The following is a 25880-nucleotide window of genomic DNA, read 5'->3' as shown; positions in this document are numbered from 1 at the left end:
TTATTCTACGCAATAACAAGGGTTTTCTCCAAATGTATAGGTAAGTGTTATTCCTGAAAACATATACCAATCGTTATTATTTATATTTCCAAATCTGAATTGTTGTAACTCAGCAGCATCAGGCATGCTTCCATCTAGCTCGTCTGAAAATGTGTAGCGAGCACCTATTTCGACCCCTAATATAAAGTTTTCCATGAAATTAGTTTTAAAACCTAAAGCCATAGGAATACCAAAGGCCCAACTACTGGTATCTTCTGGTGTTTGCACATTGTTTGCAAAATAATAGTTGTCGTGGTACGCTGCGCTAATGCCAGAATATAAGTAAGGTGTTCCTAGTTTTTCGCCAGAGTGTAGGTTGAAATCAAAAAAAGTAAACTCCATACCTAATGAGAGTTCGGTAATTTTACTTGAAAATTCGTATCCTCTTTGAATTCGTCTTGGATCGTGAGAATCAGTATCTATACCTTCTAATTCACTAAAAATTATTGAGGCTCTGTAAGAGTGTCTTTTACTTCTGTTCCATTTGTAAATACCGCCTATAGCTAGTTGGTTAGGCTTAATATAATCTGTTGCGCCTACATCTCCAATAAAATTACTGCCTCCTAAAAAAACGCCAATTTCGTTAATTTGAGCACTACCTAATTGGATGCTTAAAATGCTTAATGTCAATATGATTAAATGCCTCATAAATATTCAAAAGTTTGCAAATATAATAAATAAGATTAGTCAAATGTAATTTGAACTCGATTGTATTGGTTTAAAACAGAAAATCTTTTAAATTATTGTTGTTACTTGTTTTGAGTGTTTGGTTTAATGAGGTTGGTTGGAAGTGGGTTAAATTACATGTTAAGGGTTTATTTATTGCGTTTATCTTCTCCCCAAAGTAATTTTTTTCTTAGAGTGTCTAAAAAACTTTCGTTTAAAAGATCTATCATTTTAATTTTAAAGTTGGCTTTTTTTATTTTAATAAGTGTGCCATTATCTAAAGTTGCTATTCTAGAGTCTAACGATATTAAATGTTGTTTTTCTCTTCCATTTACTCTAAGATGTATTTCGGTAGAGTCTGGAATTACTAATGGGCGTGCGCTTAAATTGTGCGGGGCAATAGGTGTTAAAACAAAACTATTGGCGCCTGGTGTTATTACGGGGCCTCCACAACTAAGAGAGTATCCGGTAGATCCTGTTGGGGTCGATACTATTAAACCATCGCTCCAATAGGAGTTTAAAAACTCGTCGTCTAAGTAAGTGTCTATAGTAATCATAGCCGTTGTGTTTTTACGGCTTACGGTAATTTCGTTTAATGCAAAATTCATGGCTTCTATGTCTTTGTTTTTAGAAGCGGTTTCTACAGTTAAGATACTGCGTTCTGAAATTCTGTATTTGTCGTCAATAATATCTTGTATGGCTTTTTCAATGGCATGAACTTGAATGGTTGCTAGAAAACCTAGTCTGCCAGTATTAATACCTATAATAGGAATTCCTAAGTCTTTAACAAACATGGTGGCTCTTAATATAGTACCATCGCCACCAATACTTACTAGAAAATCAAAAGTAGTATCGAGTTCAGAAAATGTTTTAAACTTATTAAAACCTTTTATGTTATGGGGCTCTTTATTTATAAGTTTATAAAACTCGGTTTCAATATAAGCTTCAATGCCTTGGTTTTCAAGGTAATTAAAAAGGGTTTCAACAGATTTTGGTGTTGTAACATTATAATATCGTCCAAAAATGGCAACTTTCATAGCTTAGAATTACATGTTTAGGTATTTGTTTAAATAATCAGAGCGTTCTTTTAAGCTTTCAATATAGCTGTCTTCCTCGTGCCCAGAAACGATATTGTAACTGTAACGACGAAAAGTTTGAATAACCTCATTAAGCCCTGTATTGCCTATTTTTAAAGTTACCTGTACTAAGTCTGTATTCATTTTAGAAATGAATGCACCTAAAAGTTTACCATCGTTAGATTCTACAATTTGGCTAATCTCGCTAAACGAATAATCGTTAATACTTTTTTCAATAACTAAAATGCCACCAGCTTCAGAGAAAAAAGGCGATTCGCTAAATAAGCTAATAATATCATTAAGCTCATAATACCCTAAGTATTTGTTTTGTTCGTTTAAAACAGGCATGATATTGGCAGAATTTATAGAAAAAGCCTCTAGAACATCTAGCCATACTGTGTTGTTTCTAACATAAAAATCTTCTAAAGCATATAAATACTCACTTGTAGGTTTGTCACTATCAAAGCAATGAGCATCGGTTTCAGAAAAACAGCCTAAATAATTTCCGTTGTTATCTTTAACAGGAATATGGGAGAAAGTAAGTTGGTTAAATAATTCTTGTAAATCACTTATTTTACTTGAATTCTCTAATGGTTTTATGTCGTTTATAATAAATTCTGAAAGTTTCATAGCATCTGTAAATAGAACTGCAAATTAATCAAAAAAATAGTATCAAAGCTTGTTCTACTTTGTATTTTTGTAGAAATAATTCAAGGTTTTACAGCATTAAGATAATTTGCAAGTAAACGTTTTTATAAAATTTATAAGATGACAAAGTTAAGTGTTAATATAAATAAAATTGCAACATTAAGAAATTCTAGGGGTGGCGATGTGCCAAATGTTGTACAATTTGCTAAAGATGTGCAGCGCTTTGGGGCAGAAGGTGTTACTATACATCCAAGACCAGACGAAAGACACATTCGTTACCAAGATGCTCGAGATTTAAAACCTGAGGTTTATACAGAATATAATATAGAGGGAAACCCCATTGAGTCTTTTGTTAATTTAGTTCTAGAGGTTAAACCAACACAAGTTACTTTAGTGCCCGATGCTGTTGATGCTATTACCAGTAATGCTGGTTGGGACACTATAAAAAATAAAGATTTTTTGGTTGATGTGATTAAAGAGTTTAAAAACAACGGCATTAGAACATCCATTTTTGTCGACCCTGTTTTAGAGCAAATAGAAGGAGCAAAAGCCACCGGAACAGACAGAATAGAGCTTTATACCGAAGCTTTTGCGCATCAATACGGTATAGGCAATAAAGAGGCTATTAATATTTATAAAGAAAGTGCCATATTAGCAAGCAATTTAGGTTTGGGTATTAATGCTGGGCACGATTTATCTTTAGATAATATAAAATATTTTAAAGATAATATACCTAATTTGTTGGAAGTTTCAATAGGTCATGCATTAATAGCAGAAAGCTTGTATTTAGGAATAGAGAATGTTATTCAAATGTATTTACATAAATTAAAATAATGGTTTTACATTCAAATATTATTGGAACAGGAAAGCCCTTTGTTATTTTACATGGGTTTTTAGGAATGAGCGATAACTGGAAAACACTAGGCAATCAATTTAGCGAGCAGGGTTATCAAGTGCATTTAGTAGACCAACGAAACCATGGCAGAAGTTTTCATGATAACGAGTTTAATTACGAAGCATTAGCTAAAGATTTAAAGAAATATTGTAATGAATATAACTTAACTAATATTGTTTTGTTGGGGCATTCCATGGGCGGTAAAACAGCCATGCTGTTTGCTTCTGAATATCCAGAGTTAGTTTCTAAATTAATAGTTGCCGATATTTCTCCACGATTTTACCCCATACACCATGATGCTATTTTAGAGGGTTTAAGCAATCTAGATTTTAGCACAATTAAAAGCAGAAGTGAAGCCGATAAAGTATTAAGCAAGTATGTATCAGATACAGGAACACGCATGTTTTTATTAAAAAACCTATATTGGGTAGAAAAGGGCCAGTTGGGTTTACGAATAAATTTAGAGGTTTTAAAAAATGAAGTTAGCGAGGTAGGCGAATCCTTACCAAGCTATTCAAGGTACGAAAAAAACACCTTGTTTTTACGCGGAGATCGCTCAGAGTATATAGGTGTTGGCGATGAGAGTATAATAAAAAACCATTTTCCAAAAGCAGAAATTACCACTATATCTAACGCAGGACATTGGTTGCATGCCGAAAACCCTAAAGATTTTTTTAAAGCTGTAATTAATTTTGTAACTTCTTAGTTAAAATATAAAACTATGAAATTAATTTTAAAACTTTTATTAAATGCTATAGCAGTTTTTGCACTAGCAAATATATTAACAGGAGTACAAGTAGATAGTTATGTAACAGCTATTGTAGTTGCACTTGTGCTTTCAATTTTAAACCTATTAGTAAAACCGCTTTTAGTTATTTTAACATTGCCAGTAACCATAATAACACTAGGTTTGTTTTTACTAGTAATTAACGGGCTAATAATTCTTTTGGCAGATAAATTTATAGACGGTTTTTCTGTGGCTAGCATTTGGTGGGCTATTCTTTTTAGCATTTTATTGTCCATACTTCAATCGCTTTTACAATCCTTCTTAAAAACCGATAAAAAATAGCTTAAAAATCAAGCAATTAAAAACTTTGCTAGGATGTAAAAATATACTATTTTTGCATCCCAATTTTGGTAGCAAAAAATTATAGGTTTTTAAAAGAACCTTTTATTGTTAAATGCCTGATTTAAGGCTTTATATCGTTTAAAATGAATATTACAAGAGAAAACGTTGATGCATTAAATGCTGTAGTAAAAGTAGATATCGCTAAAGAAGATTATAGCGATAAAGTTGAAAAAATCTTAACAGATTACCGTAAAACAGCAAATATTCCTGGTTTTAGAAAAGGTCATGTGCCAATGGGAATGGTAAAAAAGCAATACGGAAAAGCTGTATTAGTTGATGAGGTAAACAAGCTTTTACAAGATGCTTTAAACAAGTATTTAACAGAAGAAAAGTTAGACGTACTTGGGCAACCATTACCAAAACCACAAGATGATATTGATTGGGATGCCGATAAATTTTCTTTCGAATTCGAATTAGGTCTAGCTCCAGAATTCGATGTAGAATTAAAGAGTAAAAAAGCAATTACGCAATACAATATTGTTGCAGATGATAAAATGATTGATGAGCAAGTAGAGCGTATCCAAAAGCAATACGGAAAATTAGTGCCTCAAGAAACCGTTGAAAAAGACAGCGAAATTACAGGAGCTTATACAAACGAAGAAAAAGAAATTGACAATACAGTAACACTTACTTTAGATAAATTTAAAGGAAAAGCAACAGCAAAACAGTTTGTAGGGGCTAAAGTTGGCGATGTAATAACATTAAAAACTAAAGGCCTTTTTAATGATGAGCATGAACTAATGCACGCATTAAAGCTAAGCCATGATGATGTTCATGGATTAGATATTGAAGTGAATTTTACAATTTCTGAAATTAACGAGCGCCAGTTAGCAGATTTAGATCAAGAATTATTTGATAAAGTATTTGGTCCTAAAACTGTAACATCGGTAACAGAATTAAAAGACAAAATTAAGGAAGATGCAGAAAAACAATTCGTTCAGCAAGCAGACCAAAAGCTGCTAAACGATGTTACTGAATACTTAGTAGAAAATACAAAATTCGATTTACCAGCAGAATTCTTAACAAAATGGATGCAAACTGCAGGCGAAAAAGAAATGGATGCTGTACAAGCTAAAGAAGAATACGAAAAATCTGAAAAAAGCTTACGTTACCAATTAATTGAAGGTAAGTTAATTGAAGATAACAATATTCAAGTTACTATGGATGATATTAAAAATCATGCCAGAGAAATGATTAAAGCACAAATGGCACAATTTGGTCAAATGAATCCTTCAGATAAAGAGCTTGACGATATTGCAGCACGAGTTTTAGGAAACCAAGATGAAGCACGCAGAATCTCAGAACAATTAGTAAGCCAAAAATTACTAGAAGTTTATAAAGAAAAAGCAAATCTTAAAGTTAAAGAATTAAGTTACGAAAACTTTGTTAAAGAAGTTTACGGCGACAAATAAATAAATTAAAATTGCTTATATTTAAGCGCTTAAATCTATGGGTTTAAGCGCTTTTTTATTAAAAAAATAATTTTAAATTTAACATATATAAACTCATTTCTGTGTAAGTCAGGAGTTTAATTAAAAAAATACAGAAAAAGATTATGGATTACGCAAAAGAGTTTGAAAAATTCGCGATAAAAGATCAAGGTATTAGCAGTACATATTACAATAAAATTATAAGCAGTATGTACCCAACAAACCTAACCCCAAACATTATTGAAGAACGACAAATGAATATTGCTGTATTTGACGTGTTTTCTCGTTTAATGATGGATAGAATCATTTTTTTAGGTACCGGAATTAACGATCAAGTAGCAAATATTGTACAAGCACAACTTTTATTTTTAGAAAGTACAGATGCAAATAAAGATATTCAAATTTACATCAATTCACCAGGAGGAAGTGTTTATGCAGGTTTAGGTATATACGATACCATGCAGTTTATAAAACCAGATGTAGCTACAATTTGTACAGGTATGGCTGCATCAATGGGAGCGGTTTTATTATGCGCTGGCGAAAAAGGAAAGCGTAGCGGGTTAACTCACTCTCGAGTTATGATTCATCAACCCTTAGGCGGAGCCCAAGGTCAAGCTAGCGATATAGAAATTACAGCTAGAGAAATCCTGATTTTAAAAGAAGAGCTTTATAAAATTATAAGCAAGCATTCTGGCCAGGATTACGATAAAGTATATCAAGATAGTGATAGAGATTATTGGATGAAAGCCGATAAAGCTAAAGAGTATGGAATGATTGACGAGATTTTGGCTCGTAAATAAATTATTCGTAATTTTAAAGAATTGTTTTACAGGGATTTATAATAGCATGTTCCCAAAAAATAGATATGATTAATGGCAAAGGAAGAATTAGAATGCTCGTTTTGTGGTCGTAAAAAGCCCGAAACAAACTTGTTAATAGCAGGGTTAGACGCTCACATATGCGACAGATGTATAGAGCAAGCGCATGGTATTGTATTAGAAGAATCTAAACAAAGTGATAGTAGTGATTTATCTGCGGAGTTAAAACTTCGTAAACCACAGCAAATAAAAGAATTTCTAGATGAGTATATTATTGGGCAAGGCGCCACTAAAAAGGTAATGTCTGTTGCTGTATATAATCATTATAAAAGATTGTTACAACCTCCATCAAAAGACGATATCGATATTCAAAAAAGTAATATCATTATGGTTGGTCAAACCGGTACAGGTAAAACATTAATGGCAAAAACAGTTGCTAAAATGTTAAATGTACCATTAGCCATTGTTGATGCTACAGTTTTAACCGAAGCAGGTTATGTTGGTGAAGATGTAGAAAGTATTTTAACACGCTTATTACAAGCAGCCGATTATAACCTAGAAAAGGCAGAAAAAGGCATTGTTTTTATTGATGAAATTGATAAAATTGCTCGCAAAAGCGATAACCCATCAATAACACGCGATGTATCTGGTGAAGGTGTTCAGCAAGCCTTATTAAAACTTTTAGAAGGTACAGTTGTTAATGTTCCACCGAAAGGCGGACGTAAACATCCAGACCAAAAATTTATTGAAGTAAATACAGAAAATATTTTATTTATAGCAGGAGGAGCGTTTGATGGTATTGAGCGTGTAATTTCTAAACGATTAAATATGCAAGCTGTTGGTTATAGCGCTTCCATGTCTGATGATGTTGTAGATCAAAATCATTTACTACAATATATTATACCTAAAGATTTAAAAGACTTTGGTTTAATACCAGAAATTATAGGGCGTTTACCAGTATTAACTTATATGGATCCGTTAGATGCAGATACTTTAAGAGCTATTTTAACCGAGCCTAAAAATGCCATTATCAAGCAATATAAAAAGCTGTTCGAAATGGATGAAATAGATTTTTCTATAACCGATGGCGCTTTAGGGTTTATTGTTAATAAGGCTATCGAGTATAAGTTAGGTGCTAGAGGTTTACGTTCTTTATGTGAAGAAATTTTAACCGATGCCATGTTTGAGCTTCCAAGTAGTAACGAGAAAAAATTAAACGTTACTAAAGCCTATGCAGAAGAGAAATTAACTAAAACTACTTTAAAGAAATTAAAGGCAGTTTCGTAAAAAATTTATAAATAATACATAAAAACCACGCTAATTAGCGTGGTTTTTATATTTAAGGAAAATTAATTAATAAATGAATATTCTATATATAAAGTGTATATGTTTTTTTTAAAACTGGAGTAAAAGTATACTTAATATATAGTAAGACAAAAGTGTTTTAGCACCTTTTAGACTATAAGACGAAATACTCGTTTAAAAAACTTTAAAGGTTACATCTTATCGATAGAGCTGTTTTTAATCGATGTAATTTGTTTGTAAAAATAGTTTTTGGCTAAGCGTTTAATTTTAATAAATCGTCAATATAATCTCTGGTGTTTGATAGGCGCGGTATTTTATGTTGTCCGCCTAATTTGTCATTTTGTTTTAACCAATCATGAAATAATTGTTGTCTAGCTATGTTAATTTTTGGTTTATTTAGTGTAATGTTGTTGTAGCGTTTTGCTTCATAATCAGAATTTAAAGCTTTTAAAGCATTATCAAACAATTCGTTAAAATAGTCAATGTCTTTTGGTGGCGTTTTAAATTCTATAAGCCACTCATGAGCTCCTTTTTCTTTCCCTTGCATAAAAATAGGCGCAGCAGTAAAGTCTACTATTTCAGCTTTGGTACGTTTACAAACTTTTTTTAGTGCGCTTTCAGCATTTTCAATAATTAATTCTTCACCAAATACATTTATATGGTGTTTGGTACGTCCAGAAATTTTTATTCTGTAAGGATTTAAAGAAGTAAACCTAACGGTATCACCAATTTTATAACGCCAAAGTCCAGCATTGGTTGTAATGATTACAGCATAATTTACATTTAATTTAACTTCGCTAAGCGGAATGGCTTTTTCATTAGCAGTGGCATACACATCCATAGGAATAAATTCGTAAAAAATCCCATAGTCAAGCATAAGTAATAATTCGGAAGAGTTATTTTGGTCTTGAATAGCAAAGAAACCTTCTGAAGCATTATAAATTTCATAATATTTAAAGCTCTTTTTGGGTAGTATTTTTTTATACTGGTCTTTATAAGGCGTAAAACTTACACCGCCATGAAAATAAACTTCTAAATTTGGCCAAACATCATGCAGGCTTTTTTTTGCTGTGGTTTCTAAAACATTATTGAGTAAAACTAACATCCAAGACGGAACACCCGCTAAGCTGGTAACATTCTCATTAATAGTTTCGTTAACAATGGCTTGCATTTTGTGTTCCCAATCGCTCATTAAAGATACTTTGCTACTTGGCGTACTGCTAAACTCTGCCCAAAAAGGCATATTGTCAATGAGTATAGCCGATAAATCTCCAAAGGCTGTTCCGTTTTCTTTATAAAGCTCTTTGCTTCCACCTAAGCGCAAGCTTTTACCATTAAAAAGTTGCGAGTTTTCATTGTTATTTAGGTACATACACAGCAAATCTTTACTTGCTGCATAGTGGCAATCTTCAAGCGATTCTTCACTTACCGGTATAAATTTACTTTTTGATCTTGTTGTACCACTCGATTTTGCAAACCATTTTATAGGCGTTGGCCAAAATATATTATTTTCGCCTTGTCTGGAGCGCTCAATAACATCTTGCCAGCCATCATAATTTTTAATAGGAACACGCTCGGCAAAAGTTTCGTAATTTTTTATTGAAGCAAAATCGTATTGTTTGCCAATTTCAGTATATTTTGCAAAATCTAATAAGCTTAATAAGAGTTCGTTTTGCACTTCGTTAGGGTATTTTAAAAACAATTCAATTTGATGAAATCGTTTTTTTAAAAACCAGGATGCAATAGAATTAACTAAGGGAATTGGCATATTTATTCTATCTTTATTTTTTTAAAAATAATACTTTTTTTTATGACCTACCAAGGTGTTTTAACAAAAATGGCAACCGAGTTTGAAAGTCCTATTCAATACTATTTAGTTTTTGAAAACGATTTTATAAATATGAATCAACTATTAGATAAAACAATAACCATTCAATTTGTTAAATACCAATGCTTAAATTGCGGATTAGATAAACCTATTTTTAGGCAAGGCTTTGATAAACAATGTTTTTATGATACGGCTAGAGCAGGCGATTGGATTATGCGCCCAGAATTAAGTACCGCACATTTAGGAATTGAAGATCGAGATTTAGAATATGAGAAAAAAGCCCAGCTCCAACCGCATATTGTATATTTAGCAAATTCAAGTAACGTAAAAGTGGGTGTAACACGAAAAAGTCAAGTGCCAACTCGTTGGATAGATCAGGGGGCACATGAGGCCATAGAAATTGTAGAAGTTCCAAATAGATATTTAGCAGGTATTACAGAAGTCGCTTTAAAAGATTATGTGGCAGATAAAACCAATTGGCGTAAAATGCTAAAAAATGATATTGAAGACGAAAATTTAGTAGAATGGCGCGAACGTATAAAAGTTCATATTCCCGATGATGTTAAGGTTTATTTTATTGAAAATAATAAAGAAACTAATATTAATTTTCCTGTTAATAAGTACCCAGAGAAACCAAAAAGTTTAAATATTAAAAAATCTCAATTGTATACTGGTAAATTAGTTGGTATAAAAGGGCAGTATTTAATTTTTGAAGATCAAACCGTTTTTAATGTTAGAGCTAATGAAGGTTTGGTAGTTAATATAGCTATAAATTAAAAAATCCTCTTTGCACATGTGTAAAGAGGATTTTTATATGTTTTAAAAAAGCGTAAAAGATTAAATATCTTCTTGGTCTCTTAAACTTTGGATGTAAGCTGCTTTTTGAACTTCGCGACGTCTTTTTACAGAAGGTTTTGTAAAAAATTGACCATCTCTTAAGTTTTGCATTACTTTTATGTTTCTATGCTTTCTTTTGTAGCGTTTTAGTGCTCTTTCGATGTTTTCACCATCTTTAACTATAATTTTTAACATATGCTTTTATTTTGTACTTTTTCTTAAAATCTAAAATGGTTTGCAAATTTGCAGCTTTTATATATAAAAACCTAATAAATAGAAACTTTGTTTTTTAAATTTAACCTAAATATGTTTTTAAAACTTTGTTTTTTGATGTGTGTCGTAGTTTACGAATGCCTTTTTCTCGTATTTGACGAACTCGCTCTCGGGTTAACCCAAATGCATCACCAATTTCTTGAAGGCTTTTAGGCGATTTTACACTAATACCAAAATAATGCCTAATAACTTCAGCTTCTTTTTCAGATAAAGTATCTAACGCACGATTAACTTCAACAGTTAGCGAATTTTTCATTAATTCAGCATCGGGTCTTGGAGATTCTTCACCTTGTACAACATCGTAAAGGTTTGATGTTTCTCCTTCTTTAAAAGGGGCATCCATAGATAGGTGTCTGCCAGAAATTTTCATAGATTGCTTTACGTCATTAACCGATAAATCGAGTGTTTTAGCAATTTCATGAGCGCTAGGAGGTCTTTCGTGTGCTTGTTCTAAATGCGAATAGGCCTTATTTATTTTGCTTATAGATCCAATTTTATTTAAAGGTAATCTTACAATACGAGATTGCTCGGCTAATGCCGATAGTATGGACTGTCTAATCCACCAAACGGCATACGATATAAATTTGAAGCCTCTAGTTTCATCAAAACGTTTTGCGGCTTTTACTAATCCAGCATTGCCTTCGTTTATTAAGTCGGGTAGTGTTAAACCTTGATTTTGATATTGTTTTGAAACCGAAACCACAAACCTTAAGTTGGCTTTTGTAAGTGTATCTAGAGCTTTTTGATCGCCTTTTTTTATGCGTTGGGCTAAGTTAACCTCTTCTTCGGCAGTAATTAAAGGTATTTTGCTAATATCTTGAAGATATTTGTCTAACGATTTAGATGCTCTGTTTGTAACTTGTTTTGTGATTTTTAATTGCCTCATGTATTTCATTTAAGATTAAACGTAATTTATAATATAGCAAAAAAGTTGAAAAAACCAAAAAAACGACTGTTTTAGTTTAAAAATGAGTTAAAATAGGCTAAAATTGAATGAAAATAGCAGTTTTTTTAAAAAACAAGCTTATTTGTGTTTAATAGTTTTAAATAGGGTGTTAAAAGTTCTAGCAAATTTAAGTAAGCTATTTAGTTTGTATTTAAAAAAGACTTTTGCTTTATATCTGTTAAAGGTTGTAATGTAAAGCCTTATACTGTTATATTAGTTAACCGTATCTTTTTCTTTTTTTCTAAGTAGGTTGCTTAATGCGTTTTTAACGGCATCTTTTGTTTTTGTTTTAGTTGTATCGGTAGTTTTGTTATTTTCTATAATACCACCTAAAACATTTTTAATGGTGTTATTTTGTTGTTGTTTAGCCGAGTCTGTTTTGGTTTTATTGCTGCCTATTACATCTCCAATTAGGTTTTTTACTTTGTCTTTACCTTGGTTTAGTAGTTTTTGTTTTTCAATTTCTACGAGTTGTTTTGTAAGGTTAGAAATACCACTACTTAAATCGGTTTTAACACTTGGGTTTGTAAAGTTTCCGCCAATATTAGCTGTAACAGGAATTGTTATGTTATTAACTTGGTTATCGTTTATTTTACCAATTAATCTATTAATGTCGCTGCCTAAATATTTTGCTGGTACATTAAATACGGCATTATAATCTATGGTTTGATCGAAACCATGTGAGCCAGAAATACTAATGCTAATATCTTGATATTTTAAATCGAATGGTTTTACACTTACTTTTCCGTTGGCAAACGCCAGCTTGGTTTTTAAGTCTTTTAAGTTTAGTTTGTTAAAATCTATAAAGTTTAAAGCGCCATCAAGTTTTGTTATTAATTGACTTTGGTTAGCGTTTATTCTTGTTGCTAATAATTCGGCAAGAGCATCGCCAGAAATACTGCTTAAATCTGGTAAGAACTCTTTGTTAAGCTTTCCTGATAAATTAATATTTGTATTTAGTTTTCCTTGTAATAGTTTTGCTATTGGGGCTAAATTTTGAAGTAACTCTAAGCCTTTAAACGACTCTGAAATGTCAAAATTATGAGCTCCTAAATTTAAATTAAATGTAGGCGTAGTTTCTTTTGTCGATATATCGCCAGATATGGATAAGCCTCCATTAAAAATGCTAGATTTCATGTCTTGTAAGGTGGCTTGTTGGTCTTTAATAGTAAGTTTTCCTGTTACGTTTTTTAGGTTAATATTATCGTAAACTACAGTTTTTGCGTTTGCATTTATAGTGCAGTCTAAAAATGCTGGGATTTTTAAAGATTCGGTATCGCTTGTGGTTTTGTTTTCGGTTGGAGCGGTTTCATCTTCAGTCATAAAATCGCTTACCTTAAAAAGGTTAGATGTTACATTAAAGTTTCCTTTTAGTGTATTGTCGCTTAATAAAAAGCCAAGTAAATTGTTTATTGTTCCTGTGGCATTTAAATCGCTTTGGCCAGTTTTAGCCTTAAAATTATTAAGTGAAACAGCTGTTGGATTAAATTCTATATCTGCTTGAGAGATATGAATAGGGTTTACAATATCTTGAGATGAGAATACAAAATTGGAAATACTAGCCGAACCGTTGTTTTTTATTCGGGTGTATGTATTGGTTTCTATCGCGTTCATATCAAAAGTTGTATTTAGTTTTGCTTTTAATATGCCTGTTAATGTATGGTCTAGCTCTATTGGGTAAGCTTTAGTTATATTGCCTAGGTTTAATACACCATCTATATGGGCATTAATAAGTATGTTTTTTGTAATGTTTTTAATAGTGGCTGATGATTTAAAAACATCGTCATCAATTTTAAAGTTTAATGTTTTTATATCGATATAAGTATCGTTAACTTGCCCAGTAGTATTCTTTATTTCTGTATTTATAGCTATGTTTTTTACGCCTTTTGGTAAGTCTGGATATTGAAAAGAGGCGTTGTTTGATGTTAAACTAATATCTAAATTAGGAATGGTTTCGTCTGTGCTTAATCCTTTAATAAGTCCTTTTATTTTAAAATGTCCTGTAGTTTTTACATTTTCAATGTTTTTTGAATAAACTTTTGGTATTACTGCCAAAAAGTTTTTAAAATCTGAGCCTGGATTTTCGAACGATATATTAATGTCTTGGCCATTATCTAACTGTTGTACATAACCTTGAAACTCTATTGGTAAATCGTTTATGTATCCTTTGTTTTCTTTAAAGGAGTATTTGTTATTTTTTAAATCTAGGGCAATTAATGCGTTTAGTTTAATAGGGTTACTGCTTAAGTAATTTGTGCTATCCAATGTAAAACTAACATTGGCTTCACTACTGGTATCTAGCTCTGAGATTTCGGTTGAAAATGTACCATGACCTTCATGATTTAATTCGGTAACATGAATTAGTGTTTTTGAAACATCATCAATATAAGTAAGAGCGCTATTTTTTATTTGGTAGTCTTCAATACTAAATGAAAAACTACTCGTTTCGGTTTCTGTCGAGGTGTTTTTGTTGGTATCTTCTTTTGTAATATCGTAGTTGTTGTTTCCAAATTTATCGGTTTTTAAAGTTAAAAGAGCTTCATCAACAGTAATAGAGTTAACTACAATTGGGGCTTCTTTGGTGGTTTTAAAAATTTCGGTAATATTCATAGTAAACGAAACATCTTTAACCGTAGCAAAGGTTTCGTTGTTAAAGGGTTCAAAATTAGTAATAACTAAGTTGTTTACATTAACATGTGCTTGCGGAAAACTTTTTATAAGGCTTAAAGAAACATCGCTAAATTCTACTTGCGCATTAAGGTTGTCGTTTATAAACTGCTTTACTATATCTTTTATTTGTCCTTGAAATGCAAACGGAATTGCTATTAAAAGCGCAACTATTATAAGTAATGTAATGCCAATAATTTTAAAGGCTTTTTTCATAAAAAAAGGTTTTATATAAATATACGAGAGAGATTAAATTTAGGTTTAAGTAATTAAAAAGTTTAATAAAAATTTAACCTAAACACTAATAATATTAAAGCATATTAATTACAATAAGTTTATTTCTTCATTAAGTTTTAGGTTAAATCGTTTTCTAAACAAATACACGCCTAAATATAAAAATGGAGTATCTATAAGGGCAATTAAAACTTTAAATAAAAAACCACTTACCAGAAGTCCTTTAAAGTTTATCCAGTCAATTATGCCAAAGCAGCAAAGTAAAAAAACAATAGTAAACGTGTCTACAAATTGAGAAAACCATGTAGAAAAATTGTTTCGTAACCAAAGGTGCTTACCTTGCGTTAGTTGTTTCCAGAAATGGTAAACTTGTATATCTACAAACTGAGCAAATAAATAGGTTAGCATGCTAGCAAAAACTGCAATTATAGAGTTTCCAAAAACGGTTTTAAATGTATTGTCTTTAACGTAAGACCATGAAGTAGCAGGAACAGCATCGGCAATAAGGATGATTAATAATGAAAAAACAGAGGCGAAAATTCCAATTTTAACCACATCGTTAGCGCGTTTCTTGCCATAAATTTCACTTATTAAATCGGTAATTAAAAAGGTAATTGGGTATGGTAAAATACCAACCGATATTTCGAAAAGTTTACTGCCAAATATTTCAATATTGAAGGGATACCAATAAAAAAATTTTTGAAAAATTAAGTTAGATACGACTAACGAAGTAATAAATAAGCCGCCTAGAAGGAAATAAATACGTTGTGCAGCAAGTTTGTTTTTTATTGTCATTAATAATTGTGAATAAATAGGTTCTGTAAATATAAAGTTTTAAAAATTGTTTTAGTTATTTTGCTTTTTCATGATGAAACCCAAAATATATCATATAGCTTTAGGAAGCAACAAAGGCGATAAGTTTAAAAACTTACAGTTAGCTATTGATGCTATGTATGTGCAAGTTGGTAATGTTAAGCTAATTTCGAAGGTTTATAAGTCGCCTGCTTTTGGTTTTGAAAGCGCCGATTTTTTAAATTGTTGTTTGGTTTTAGAAAGCTTTTTAGAACCCCAAAAGGTTTTAGAAATGTTGCTTAAAATAGAAACAACTTTAGGAAGAAACAGAACAAAAACAAATACTTACGAAGCTAGAACTATAGATTTGGATATAGTTTTTGCAGAAAACAATATTATTAATACCGAAACCTTACAATTGCCTCATCCAGAAATGAGTAAACGTAAGTTTGTTTTAATGCCACTTAACGATATTGCTTCAAAAGTAAGCCACCCTGTATTGAATAAAGAAGTATCTGTTTTGTTAGCCGAATGTGAAGATAATTCTGTACTAGAACCAATTAATATTTGGTTAAAAAAGCCTAGCAAACAATACAATTTTTCTAGATTTAATTTTATAGCTATTGAAGGGAATATAGGAGCCGGAAAAACAAGTTTAGCTACTAAAATGGCACTCGATTTTAATGCAAAATTAATTTTAGAGCGTTTTGCAGACAATCCGTTTTTGCCAAAATTTTATGAGGATGCATCGCGGTATGCTTTTACTTTAGAAATGTCTTTTTTAGCCGACCGTTACCAGCAAATATCTGATGATTTAGCGCAACTAGATTTGTTTAAAGATTTTATAGTTAGTGATTACGATGTTTTTAAATCGCTAATTTTTTCGAAAATAACATTAAATGGAGACGAGTTTAAGTTATACAGAAAACTATTTTATTTAATGTATAAAGATATGGCTAAGCCAGAATTATATATTTATTTATACCAAAACACCGAAAGGTTACAGCAAAATATAAAAAAACGAGGGCGCGATTACGAGCAAAATATAGCTAATGATTATCTTGAGAAAATTAATGCAGGTTATTTAGATTTTTTAAAAACACAAAAAGATTTTAATGTAAAAATTATTGATGTGTCTGATAAAGATTTTGTTGAAAACAGAGAAGATTATTTGTGGCTTTTAGGAGAAATTTCTGAAGTGTAACATTAAAAAACAGTATACAGAATAGTTGAAATTTTTCCTTTATTATTCTCTAAAGTATATTCGTTAATTGTTTTTTTGTCTTTAATTTTTAAGTTAAAAGGAGGTGTTAATAGGTTTACACCGCTATTTTGTTTTAGCCTAATACCCTGGCCAGAAATAATGTCTTTATTAGCTGTAAATACTCCTGTTGGTATATGCTCGGTTAATATTATGTATTTGTAAACAGCCATTTGTTTTATTATGTTTTTAATTTCATTGTTAGATAAGTGTTGTAGCACTTGCCTAAGAATAATGCAATCTGCACTAGGTAATTTATCTTTTGAAATATCTAAGCAGTAAAACTTTAAGTTGTTTTGGTTATATAGTTTTTTGTTTCTATTAATAAGTTTTTCAACAATATCTATGGCGTAATATTGTTTTGTGTGTTTAGTTAAGTGTTTGCCGATGTTAAAATCGCCACAACCTAAATCGCACACCGTTAACGGCTTTTCGTGCGAGTTTAAAAATTGAATTACTTGTTCTAAATATGGTGTTATAATATCCAAATTGTGCGATCCAAAACCAGAATAAAAGGTTGTGTTTTTTCCGCCCCAAAGCTTCATGTCATAAATTTGATTCATAACATCTTTTGTTGGCCAAGGTTGTTTATTTTTTTTAGCCAATAGTATGGTTTTTAAGTTTGCTAAAAACATCCCAAACCACAACACCACAACTTACAGAAATATTTAAAGAGTGTTTGGTGCCAAATTGAGGTATCTCAATAACAACATCGCTATTGTTTACTACATTTTGCGAAACGCCTTTTACTTCGTTACCAAAAACAAGCGCGTATTTGGTATTTGTTTTAACTTTAAAGTTGTTAAGCATGGTCGAGTTTTCGGCCTGTTCAACAGCGCAAATTGTTACGCTTTCAGATTTTAGTTTTTCTATAATGTCAATTGTGTTTTCAATATATTCCCAGTTAACAGTATCTGTACTTCCTAAGGCGGTTTTATGGATGTCTTTATTGGGCGGCGTAGCTGTAATACCACAGAGGTAAATTTTTTCAATTAGAAAAGCATCACTAGTTCTAAAAACAGAGCCAATATTGTTTAAACTTCTAATATTATCTAGCACAATAATTATGGGTGTTTTTTTGGCTTGTTTAAAAGCATTAACACTAAGCCTATCTAACTCGCTGTTTTTTAATTTTCTCATTTAAGGTATTTTTTGTTTCCACGAAATTTGGAAACTTCTTTTTTGTTGAAATCTCTATACAATTGTAGATAACTTCTATAAAATCAACTTCAAAACACTTGAAATTAATAGTACATTGCATGCTACAATTTTGTCAAAAATAACATTTAAAAATAACATTCCAATTGGCTAAAAAAACAAAAAAAGTAACGCCGTTAATGAAACAGTATAACGCAATAAAAGCAAAGTACCCAGATGCATTGCTATTGTTTCGAGTTGGCGATTTTTATGAAACCTTTGGAAACGATGCCGTAAAAGCAGCAGGAATTTTGGGGATTATTTTAACCAAAAGAGGAGCCGGTAGCGAAAGTGAAACCGAGTTAGCTGGCTTTCCTCATCATTCTTTAAATACATATTTGCCAAAATTAGTAAAAGCTGGAGAGCGTGTGGCTATTTGCGATCAGTTAGAAGACCCAAAACAAACAAAAACCATTGTAAAACGTGGTGTTACAGAATTAGTAACTCCAGGTGTAGCTTTAAACGATGAGGTGTTAGTATCTAAATCTAATAACTTTTTGTGTTCTGTGTATTTTGATAAAAAGCAAATAGGTATTTCGTTTTTAGATATTTCTACAGGCGAGTTTTTAACCTCGCAAGGTAATGCTGAGTATATTGATAAATTGCTTCAAAATTTTAATCCAAGCGAAGTTTTGGTATCTAAGCAAAAGCGCAATTTGTTTAATGAAACTTTTGGTGAAGACTTTCATACCTTTTATTTAGAAGATTGGGTTTATCAAACAGATTATGCTTACGAAACTTTAATAAAACATTTTAATACAAAAACCTTAAAAGGCTTTGGTGTAGAAGATTTGTATGAAGGCGTAATAGCATCAGGATCTATTCTGCATTATTTAGGAGAAACACAACACCATAAACTGCAACATATTACCTCTATATCTAGAATTGCCGAAGATGATTATGTTTGGATGGATAGGTTTACCATTAGAAATTTAGAGCTTTATAACTCAACAAACAATAACGCCGTAACACTTTTAAACGTTATAGATAAAACCATATCACCAATGGGAGGTAGGTTGTTAAAACGTTGGTTGGCATTACCATTAAAGCATGTTGATAAAATTAAACAACGACACGAAGTTGTAAATTTTTTAACTAAAAAGGATGATGTGCTTCAAAAAATTCAAAATCATATTAAGCATATTGGAGATTTAGAGCGATTAATTTCAAAAATAGCAACAGGTAAAGTAAATCCAAAAGAAGTTATTCAACTTAAAAACTCTTTAGAAGCTATTGTTCCAATAAAATCGTTGGCTTCAAATTGCGATAATGAAGCATTAAGAATAATAGGCGATACGCTTCAAAGCTGTAATGTTTTACGAGAAAAAATAAAGGAAACTTTAAGTGAAGATGCCCCAGTAAATGTTTTAAAAGGAAACAGTATTGCTACTGGTTTTTCTTCAGAATTAGATGAATTAAGAAACCTATCAAAATCAGGTAAAGATTATCTAGACAAAATGTTAGAGCGCGAAAGTGAGCGTACGGGTATTACATCGCTTAAAATAGCATCAAATAATGTGTTTGGGTATTATATAGAAGTTAGAAACACACATAAAGATAAAGTTCCGCAAGAGTGGATACGTAAACAAACATTAGTAAGCGCAGAACGTTATATAACCGAAGAGTTAAAAGAATACGAAGCCAAAATTTTAGGTGCCGAAGATAGAATTCAAGCTATCGAGCAGCAATTGTTTACCGAATTAGTTTCCTGGATGAATCAATATATAAAGCCAGTACAACAAAACGCTTATTTAGTTGGGCAAATAGATTGCTTGTGTGGGTTTGCGCAGTTAGCAAAAGACAATAATTATGTTTATCCAACACTCGATAATTCTTACGATTTAGATATAAAAGATGGTAGACACCCTGTAATAGAAAAACAGTTGCCTATTGGAGATGCATATATAGCTAATAATGTGTTTTTAGATAGAGCCGACCAACAAATTATTATGATTACAGGGCCAAATATGTCTGGTAAGTCGGCCATTTTAAGGCAAACAGCATTAATCGTTTTGTTGGCTCAAATAGGAAGTTTTGTGCCTGCAAAGGAAGCTCGAATAGGATTGGTCGATAAAATTTTTACTAGAGTAGGGGCTAGCGATAACATTTCTATGGGTGAGTCTACCTTTATGGTCGAGATGAATGAAACAGCATCTATATTAAATAACATATCTAATAGAAGTTTGGTTTTACTTGATGAAATAGGAAGAGGCACAAGCACCTATGATGGTATTTCTATAGCTTGGGCTATAAGCGAATATTTACACGAACACCCAACAAAGCCTAAAACGTTGTTTGCAACACATTACCATGAGCTTAATGAAATGAGCGAAACTTTTAAACGTATAAAGAACTTTAATGTTTCAGTAAAAGAGCTAGAAGATAATGTATTATTTTTAAGAAAACTTGTAGAAGGCGGCAGCGCACATAGTTTTGGTATTCATGTAGCTAAAATGGCAGGAATGCCACAGCAAGTTTTATATAGAGCAAATAAAATTTTGAAGAAATTAGAGCATTCTCATTCAAGCGAAGAGCTTACAGATAAAGTAAAATCTATAAAAGATGAAATGCAGCTAAGTTTTTTTAATCTAGACGACCCTTTATTAGAAAATATTAAAGAAGAAATTTTACATACTGATATTGACACACTTACGCCAGTTGAAGCGCTTATGAAATTAAATGAAATAAAACGTATGTTGGTAAAAAAAAAGCAAGCTTAAATTTTTTTTAATTTATTTTACAAAAAGGCTTTGCAGTTCCTAGAAATATTTTAAATTTGCATCCGCAATAGCAATATTGCAAGTTCATTAAAATGACTGCGAAAGTAGCTCAGGGGTAGAGCACCACCTTGCCAAGGTGGGGGTCGCGGGTTCAAATCCCGTCTTTCGCTCTGAAACTTTCTTAAAATATACCAATGCTGAAGTGGTGGAATTGGTAGACACGTTGGACTTAAAATCCAATGACCATTAGGTCGTGCGGGTTCAAGTCCCGCCTTCAGTACAAAGCCTTTACAAGATTTCTTGTAAAGGCTTTTTTTATTCAGGTACAACATAGGTACAACATTTCAATGTTTTATAAAGAGTCATATTAATTAATATGAATTGATACCATTTGATGATAAAACCTATTAATACTAGTTAGTCAACTTTGATATTACTGTACTTCATTTTAAATAAAAGCAAAATCTAAATCTGCGTTTTCAAATATTTATTTCCATAACTTCTTCAGTTTTTATTGTTAATAACTTGTAATGCTACTCGTAATGCTAAATTATTTCAATATAGAAAATAATATCATTTAACATCTAATGATATCAACTGAAATTTTTGTCTTTATTTTTTCATTAATGTTGATGTGTTTTAGTTTAATTTATTGTTTATCAATTATATGTGAATAACTATTTGATTTTTTTTCTTCTTTCACTAGCTGCATTTTTTACTTTTATTTCAATCATCCCATAAGGGAAAACAAAAGCGCTTTTGTTCATTTTATAAATCTAAAAACAATAAAAATGGACAATTTATTAATTCTTGAACGATTGGATCGTTTAGAAAAACTGTTAGTAGGTCATAAAGAAGTATTGACCTTTGACGAAGCCTGCGATTATACAGGTATATCCAGAAGCTACCTTTATAAACTAACGGCTTCAGGTAGAATCCCACACTCCAAACCCAACGGAAAAATGCTCTTCTTTGAGAAAGCCAAACTTGTAGAATGGTTACTCCAAAACAAACGAAAGTCAAAACACGATATAGAAGCGGAAGCTTTAGCATATACCATGCGTCATAAAGCACAATAGGACAATCTTCATTTAAAAAACAATTCACATGAAAAAAACACCCTATATACGTGTTGGTACGTCCTATTACAAACAGGTTAAAGCCCCGACAATAGCTGGTCATTTTAATGACATCTTAGTCCATTGGAATATGGAGACTATAAAGCAAGACCATGGTAAGGATCATTTAAGCAAGATTCCTAAATATGATGGTTTTACCTGTATGCCTAACCATATAAACTTCAAACAAGAACACCTTGGCTTTTACAATATCTATTCGCCATTGGGAAAATTACCAAAGGAAGGCGGTATTTCGAATTCCTTAAAATTCGTAAAACACATTTTTGGAAAACACTACGAATTAGGCTTAGACTATCTTCAATTATTATATCTAAAACCCATTCAAGTTTTGCCCATTCTATGCTTAGTGTCCAAAGAACGCTCTACAGGAAAGAGCACCTTCTTAAAATGGCTCAAGGAGATCTTTGAAAACAACCTGACCTATTTGACCAATGACAGCTTTAGCAGTCAATTCAATGCAGATTGGGCAAATAAGCTATTAATCTGTATCGATGAGGTCCTGTTCAATAAAGAAGAACTCACAGAGCGCATAAAATATCTGAGCACCACTAATATTAATAAGTTGGAAGCAAAAGGTAAGGATAAACGGGAAGTCGAATTCTTTGGAAAGTTTATTCTATGCAGCAATAACGAAGATAGCTTTATTAAGATTGATGCGAACGAAACTCGATTCTGGGTTATAAAAGTACCTGTGCTAGAAAAGGAGAATACACAGTTTCTGGAGAACTTGATTAAAGAAATCCCTGCCTTTATGAACTATTTGATACAAAGAGAACTAGCATCAAAGCACTTAACCCGAATGTGGTTTACCCCACAGCAAATAAAAACCAAAGCACTAATAAAACTTGTCCAGAACAACCGTAACCGAGTAGAAAAGGAACTGGCAAGTATTCTGTTGAGTGTTATTGAAAAATTCGATTTAAACGAGGTGCATCTATGTCCCATGGATGCATTACTGGCACTTAATAAAACCCGAGTAAAAACAGATTTAACACAATTACGACGATTACTGAAAAGAGATTGGAAATTAATCAACCAGGACAACTCTAATAGCTATCAGAAATTTGTGGTCTGGACGGATGGCGATATCAATCTATTGGACGCCAAAGGGAGGTATTTTACGATACAAAAATCATTTTTAACTAAAAATTTTGATGATACGATGACAGGTTGAAGAAACCACTGTATTTACTGGGGCTAAAGCCGTCATCATTTATTCATCATTTTGTCATCAAAAAATATAATGATGACAGGATAAGGCTATTAAAAATCAAGAATGATGAAATGATGAAAAATTGATGACTAATCAATCGTAGTATTTATAGGGTTTTACAAGTGAAATCATCAAAATATCAAAAAAACACTCAAACACACATTGGCTTATGAAAAGAAAAATAAATTGTGAAACAGCCCGTAATTTTTCTATTGTGAAGGCACTAGAAAAATTAGGACATTTTCCCAAAAAGTCAACGGAAAAAGAAGCTTGGTTTCTAAGTCCTTTCAGGTCAGAAACCCAAGCCTCTTTTAAAGTCTCTATAACCAAAAACCGATGGTACGACCACGGCGAAGGTATTGGAGGGAACGTGATCGATTTAGTTTGCAAGATTTTGAAGTGTTCCATTCAAGAAACTTTGGAATTTTTGAATGTTGGCATTGTAAATAATTCATTTAAAAAACAACCGGTTTCAATCAATAATGATAGAGGGATTAATATTATTAAAGTTCAAGATATAACACACCCTGCTTTAATTCAATATTTAAACTCCAGAGGTATTTCCCTAACCATTGCAAATACCTATTGTAAAGAGGTTTGGTACCAGTATAAAGCATCTGAATTTTTCGCCATTGGGTTAAAGAACAATAAAGGGGGTTGGGAATTACGGAATAAGATTTTTAAAAATAGTAGCAGCCCAAAATCTTATACCTATATCCAGAATAATAACAAGCAAGTAATCATTTTGGAAGGCATGTTTGATTTGTTATCGCTTGCAATAATGGATGAAGTTTTGTTGAGCACTTCAGATATCCTTGTTTTAAACTCCATCAGTTTTATAAATGATATTGAAAAACACATTTCCAAATACGTCATAGTTCATCTCTATTTGGATAACGATTCCGCTGGACAAAAGGCAACGCAATATTTAATGGAAAAGTACAAACATGTAATTGACAAAAGTTCAAGCTATAAAAATTATAATGATTTAAACGATTTACTGAGTCATGAAAATAGAGAAGGCATTTAATTTTAAATCAAAAGATAAAAAGGAGCAGTATGTAGAGATTCCTACCGATGTAATAACTAGTTCGGATAGTGTGGAATTGGATTTAGAACAGACTTCATCTGAAACGAAAATGGTCTTGGGTAGGAATTCAAGATGTGTGTCTGTGGACACATTCTTGTTTACTCCCCTTGGTCGCAAAGAAAAACGAGTGTTTAAGGGGAAGGGTGACCTCGTTAAGTTTCGATGTTCCGTTTACGAAAAGAAGCTATTAAAAGTGAAAGCAAAAAGGAGCGGATTAACCCTGAGTGAATATATAAGACGCAGTCTGTTTGAAAAAGAAATTACAGAACGTTTTACGGACGAACATATCGAGCTTTATAAAATGCTGATTAAATACCACAACAACTTTAAGTCGATCGGTAACATGTACAAAAAGCGAAATCCTAAACTTACTGAAACAGTTTATGACTTAGCGAATGAAATAAAAGCACACCTCAAAAAATTTCAAAAATGATTGGTAAGGGGAAAAGTATATCACATACCAGAGCATCCATGTCCTATGGGTGGAATCAAGAAAAAGATGCCGAGATTATTTTAAAGGAATTTCTACATGGAGATTCACCGAATGAAATCACCAACGAGTTTAAAATGCTCCAAGACCAAAACTACCATTGTACAAAAAACACCTTATCATTTGTAATAAGCCCAACGATAGAAGATGGTAAACGATTGGATAAAAACGAGCTACAAGCCATAACAAAACGTTTTATGCATGAGATGAAGCTTGGAGAACGACAAGCCATAGCTTTTGTACACCAGGATAAAGACCACAAGCATATTCATTTATATGTCAATCGGATTGATTTCAAAGGCGTTGCCTATAACGATAGTTTTATTGGAAAACGCAGTCAGTTAACGGCAGAAAAAGTGGCTGAAAGCATAGGCTTGACCACCGTAAAGCAAGTGCAATTTGAAAAGGCGTTTAATCTAAAAGAAGTACGAACAGAAATTAAAAGAAGACACGATCTTAGTATGAAACAATTTAAACCAAAGAGCTTTGATGACTATTTAAAAGTGATGGGAACTAATGGTGTTAAAGTGATTCCAACCATTAACAATCAAAAGAAATTACAGGGATTTCGATTTGAATTTGATGGATATAATTTAAAAGGTAGTGAAGTGCATCGCAACATGTCGCTTGGGAATATTGGAAAACAATTGTCTGGTATAAATGGAGCAAGCATATTGAAAGAAAATAATGTAAGTATCAAACTAGCTGGTAAAATAGTTGACCTGACACCTAACTTAGCTTTAAAGATTACCAAGTTCATTATTAAAAGAGTTATCGATAAAGGAATAGGATATTAAATTAAACATAACAATCATGACAAAACTTGAAGAACTAACAGCATTACTAGTAAATGAAATCAACGATTTTAAAAATGGTGTAGATAAACTTGAGAAAATCAATGGGCATTTAAAGGATACAAAAATTAAGATGGACTTAAAAGCGTATAAATCTATTATTGAAACACATCAGCAGCAAATGGAAGAACATAAAAATACTATTGAAGGTTTTGAAAACCGTTTTGAAAACAAAATAAAGCAAGCAAAAATTTATCCAACTTGGGCGGTGGTGGTTTTTATTGTAGCTATTTTACTAAGCATAACATCGGTCTCTTATATTTATTTGAACTAAAATTGTGTTTTACTTAGTATTATAGAATTATTTAACCTAAAAAAGTATTGTAAACAACT

The 25880-nt window shown here is 31.8% G+C and carries 25 protein-coding genes and 2 tRNA genes; 17 read left to right on the top strand and 10 right to left on the bottom strand.

The genetic code is table 11. The annotated features are described in order from the left end of the window. The 3 genes from porG to ACNG5D_RS14290 all read right to left on the bottom strand — a co-directional run bounded on the left by porG (position 1) and on the right by ACNG5D_RS14290 (position 2411). Positions 1-687 carry a type IX secretion system protein PorG gene (gene porG / locus ACNG5D_RS14300; protein ID WP_418184211.1) on the bottom strand — a complete coding sequence of 229 codons (687 nt, stop codon included), beginning with the start codon at positions 685-687 and terminating at the stop codon, positions 1-3. 167 nt (positions 688-854) lie between these two features. Beyond that, positions 855-1742 (bottom strand): NAD kinase, encoded by an 888-nt coding sequence (locus tag ACNG5D_RS14295; RefSeq protein WP_418184210.1) that lies wholly within the window; start codon positions 1740-1742, stop codon positions 855-857. Positions 1743-1751: 9 nt separating this feature from the next. After that, positions 1752-2411, bottom strand: coding sequence for a CBS domain-containing protein (locus ACNG5D_RS14290; protein WP_418184209.1), 660 nt, complete (start codon positions 2409-2411; stop codon positions 1752-1754). A gap of 138 nt (positions 2412-2549) precedes the next feature. On the opposite strand from ACNG5D_RS14290, the gene ACNG5D_RS14285 reads away from it, so the two are divergent. From ACNG5D_RS14285 to clpX, 6 genes are all read left to right on the top strand, one after another. Further along, positions 2550-3263, top strand: a complete 714-nt coding sequence (locus tag ACNG5D_RS14285) for a pyridoxine 5'-phosphate synthase (RefSeq protein WP_418184208.1) — start codon at positions 2550-2552, stop codon at positions 3261-3263. Beyond that, positions 3263-4030, top strand: coding sequence for an alpha/beta fold hydrolase (locus ACNG5D_RS14280; RefSeq protein ID WP_418184207.1), 768 nt, complete (start codon positions 3263-3265; stop codon positions 4028-4030). The genes ACNG5D_RS14285 and ACNG5D_RS14280 overlap by 1 nt, the downstream gene beginning before the upstream one ends. A gap of 15 nt (positions 4031-4045) precedes the next feature. Continuing rightward, positions 4046-4393 carry a phage holin family protein gene (locus ACNG5D_RS14275; RefSeq protein ID WP_418184206.1) on the top strand — a complete coding sequence of 116 codons (348 nt, stop codon included), beginning with the start codon at positions 4046-4048 and terminating at the stop codon, positions 4391-4393. A gap of 143 nt (positions 4394-4536) precedes the next feature. Further along, positions 4537-5865 (top strand): trigger factor, encoded by a 1329-nt coding sequence (gene tig, locus ACNG5D_RS14270; protein ID WP_418184205.1) that lies wholly within the window; start codon positions 4537-4539, stop codon positions 5863-5865. A 143-nt stretch (positions 5866-6008) separates the two neighbouring features. After that, a complete protein-coding gene (gene clpP / locus ACNG5D_RS14265) occupies positions 6009-6683 on the top strand; it encodes an ATP-dependent Clp endopeptidase proteolytic subunit ClpP (RefSeq protein WP_418184204.1) in 675 nt (224 codons plus the stop codon). A 72-nt stretch (positions 6684-6755) separates the two neighbouring features. Then, the gene (clpX, locus tag ACNG5D_RS14260; RefSeq protein ID WP_418184203.1) at positions 6756-7988 is read left to right on the top strand and encodes an ATP-dependent Clp protease ATP-binding subunit ClpX; all 1233 of its coding nucleotides are present in this window, start codon (positions 6756-6758) and stop codon (positions 7986-7988) included. Between the two features lie 271 nt (positions 7989-8259). On the opposite strand, the gene ACNG5D_RS14255 is transcribed toward clpX, so the two are convergent. Beyond that, entirely contained in the window at positions 8260-9774 is a 1515-nt protein-coding gene (locus ACNG5D_RS14255; protein ID WP_418184202.1) for a GH3 auxin-responsive promoter family protein, read from the bottom strand. Positions 9775-9816: 42 nt separating this feature from the next. Here ACNG5D_RS14255 and ACNG5D_RS14250 point away from each other — a divergent pair, with 42 nt between their 5' ends. Further along, positions 9817-10611 (top strand): DUF2797 domain-containing protein, encoded by a 795-nt coding sequence (locus tag ACNG5D_RS14250; RefSeq protein WP_418184201.1) that lies wholly within the window; start codon positions 9817-9819, stop codon positions 10609-10611. Positions 10612-10671: 60 nt separating this feature from the next. Here the strand turns inward: ACNG5D_RS14250 and rpsU are convergent, their stop codons facing one another. The 4 genes from rpsU to ACNG5D_RS14230 all read right to left on the bottom strand — a co-directional run bounded on the left by rpsU (position 10672) and on the right by ACNG5D_RS14230 (position 15586). Next, on the bottom strand, positions 10672-10866 hold the full coding sequence (gene rpsU / locus ACNG5D_RS14245; protein WP_418184200.1) for a 30S ribosomal protein S21: 195 nt from the start codon (positions 10864-10866) through the stop codon (positions 10672-10674). A 100-nt stretch (positions 10867-10966) separates the two neighbouring features. Then, a complete protein-coding gene (locus ACNG5D_RS14240) occupies positions 10967-11830 on the bottom strand; it encodes a sigma-70 family RNA polymerase sigma factor (RefSeq protein ID WP_418184199.1) in 864 nt (287 codons plus the stop codon). 273 nt (positions 11831-12103) lie between these two features. Further along, complete coding sequence (locus tag ACNG5D_RS14235; RefSeq protein WP_418184198.1) at positions 12104-14773, bottom strand: AsmA-like C-terminal region-containing protein; 2670 nt, start codon at positions 14771-14773, stop codon at positions 12104-12106. 108 nt (positions 14774-14881) lie between these two features. Further along, positions 14882-15586: a queuosine precursor transporter gene (locus ACNG5D_RS14230; protein ID WP_418184197.1), complete on the bottom strand. Its 705-nt coding sequence runs from the start codon at positions 15584-15586 to the stop codon at positions 14882-14884. Positions 15587-15656: 70 nt separating this feature from the next. Between ACNG5D_RS14230 and folK the strand changes: the two genes are divergently transcribed. Then, positions 15657-16787: a 2-amino-4-hydroxy-6-hydroxymethyldihydropteridine diphosphokinase gene (gene folK, locus ACNG5D_RS14225; protein WP_418184196.1), complete on the top strand. Its 1131-nt coding sequence runs from the start codon at positions 15657-15659 to the stop codon at positions 16785-16787. 2 nt (positions 16788-16789) lie between these two features. Here folK and ACNG5D_RS14220 read toward each other — a convergent pair whose 3' ends face one another. Both ACNG5D_RS14220 and ACNG5D_RS14215 read right to left on the bottom strand, forming a co-directional pair. Next, positions 16790-17449 (bottom strand): class I SAM-dependent methyltransferase, encoded by a 660-nt coding sequence (locus ACNG5D_RS14220; RefSeq protein ID WP_418184195.1) that lies wholly within the window; start codon positions 17447-17449, stop codon positions 16790-16792. Then, a complete protein-coding gene (locus ACNG5D_RS14215; protein WP_418184194.1) occupies positions 17442-17984 on the bottom strand; it encodes an RNA methyltransferase in 543 nt (180 codons plus the stop codon). The genes ACNG5D_RS14220 and ACNG5D_RS14215 overlap by 8 nt, the downstream gene beginning before the upstream one ends. Before the next feature lie 164 nt (positions 17985-18148). Here ACNG5D_RS14215 and mutS point away from each other — a divergent pair, with 164 nt between their 5' ends. From mutS to ACNG5D_RS14170, 9 genes are all read left to right on the top strand, one after another. Continuing rightward, complete coding sequence (gene mutS / locus ACNG5D_RS14210) at positions 18149-20761, top strand: DNA mismatch repair protein MutS (protein ID WP_418184193.1); 2613 nt, start codon at positions 18149-18151, stop codon at positions 20759-20761. 98 nt (positions 20762-20859) lie between these two features. Continuing rightward, positions 20860-20931 (top strand) — tRNA-Gly (locus ACNG5D_RS14205). Positions 20932-20957: 26 nt separating this feature from the next. Further along, positions 20958-21041: transfer RNA gene (locus tag ACNG5D_RS14200), tRNA-Leu, on the top strand. 511 nt (positions 21042-21552) lie between these two features. Beyond that, positions 21553-21840, top strand: coding sequence for a helix-turn-helix domain-containing protein (locus ACNG5D_RS14195; protein ID WP_418184192.1), 288 nt, complete (start codon positions 21553-21555; stop codon positions 21838-21840). Between the two features lie 28 nt (positions 21841-21868). Further along, positions 21869-23074, top strand: coding sequence for a primase-helicase family protein (locus ACNG5D_RS14190; RefSeq protein WP_418184191.1), 1206 nt, complete (start codon positions 21869-21871; stop codon positions 23072-23074). A gap of 208 nt (positions 23075-23282) precedes the next feature. After that, a complete protein-coding gene (locus ACNG5D_RS14185; RefSeq protein WP_418184190.1) occupies positions 23283-24143 on the top strand; it encodes a toprim domain-containing protein in 861 nt (286 codons plus the stop codon). Next, entirely contained in the window at positions 24121-24636 is a 516-nt protein-coding gene (gene mbpA, locus ACNG5D_RS14180; RefSeq protein ID WP_418184189.1) for a mobilization protein MbpA, read from the top strand. Before ACNG5D_RS14185 ends, mbpA begins: the two co-directional genes overlap by 23 nt. Next, entirely contained in the window at positions 24633-25490 is an 858-nt protein-coding gene (locus ACNG5D_RS14175) for a relaxase/mobilization nuclease domain-containing protein (RefSeq protein ID WP_418184188.1), read from the top strand. The genes mbpA and ACNG5D_RS14175 overlap by 4 nt, the downstream gene beginning before the upstream one ends. 16 nt (positions 25491-25506) lie before the next feature. Continuing rightward, on the top strand, positions 25507-25821 hold the full coding sequence (locus tag ACNG5D_RS14170) for a DUF6730 family protein (RefSeq protein WP_418184187.1): 315 nt from the start codon (positions 25507-25509) through the stop codon (positions 25819-25821). The last annotated feature ends 59 nt before the right edge of the window (positions 25822-25880 follow it).

The sequence above is a fragment of the Algibacter ulvanivorans genome (genome assembly GCF_048381495.1).
GTDB lineage: Bacteria > Bacteroidota > Bacteroidia > Flavobacteriales > Flavobacteriaceae > Algibacter_B > Algibacter_B ulvanivorans.
This window is presented reverse-complemented; position numbering and strand designations above follow the sequence as displayed.